The organism is Pseudomonas sp. SIMBA_068 (assembly GCF_046534705.1).
GTDB lineage: Bacteria > Pseudomonadota > Gammaproteobacteria > Pseudomonadales > Pseudomonadaceae > Aquipseudomonas > Aquipseudomonas putida.
This window is the reverse complement of record NZ_JAWRYI010001901.1, coordinates 1-228: the sequence shown is the minus strand read 5'-3', so window position 1 is coordinate 228 and position 228 is coordinate 1. Positions and strand designations below refer to the sequence as shown.

Annotated in this window: 1 pseudogene; it reads left to right on the top strand. The window is 53.5% G+C overall.

Annotation, left to right across the window (positions count from 1 at the left end):
• Positions 1–37: 37 nt before the first annotated feature.
• Positions 38–228: pseudogene (locus tag SB756_RS36395) on the top strand (hypothetical protein); the annotation flags it as partial.

The following is a 228-nucleotide window of genomic DNA, read 5'->3' as shown; positions in this document are numbered from 1 at the left end:
GAAGCATGATCACCGAGTGATCGGGACAGGGGATTTCATGTTCACGTTAGGGTCTATCCAAGACCCGAAAGCAACCGCAGCCAAGCTTTTTCCAGCGTTTTCTGGTCAAGGGAAAGGCTCTTGGACTTCTCTGGATACACCAGCAAAAATCAACCGGATCGGAAAAGTCGTTCGGGCGTCAGGGGGGGCACTTCTTGGCGCTTACGCTGGCATCTACGCGGCTTCATC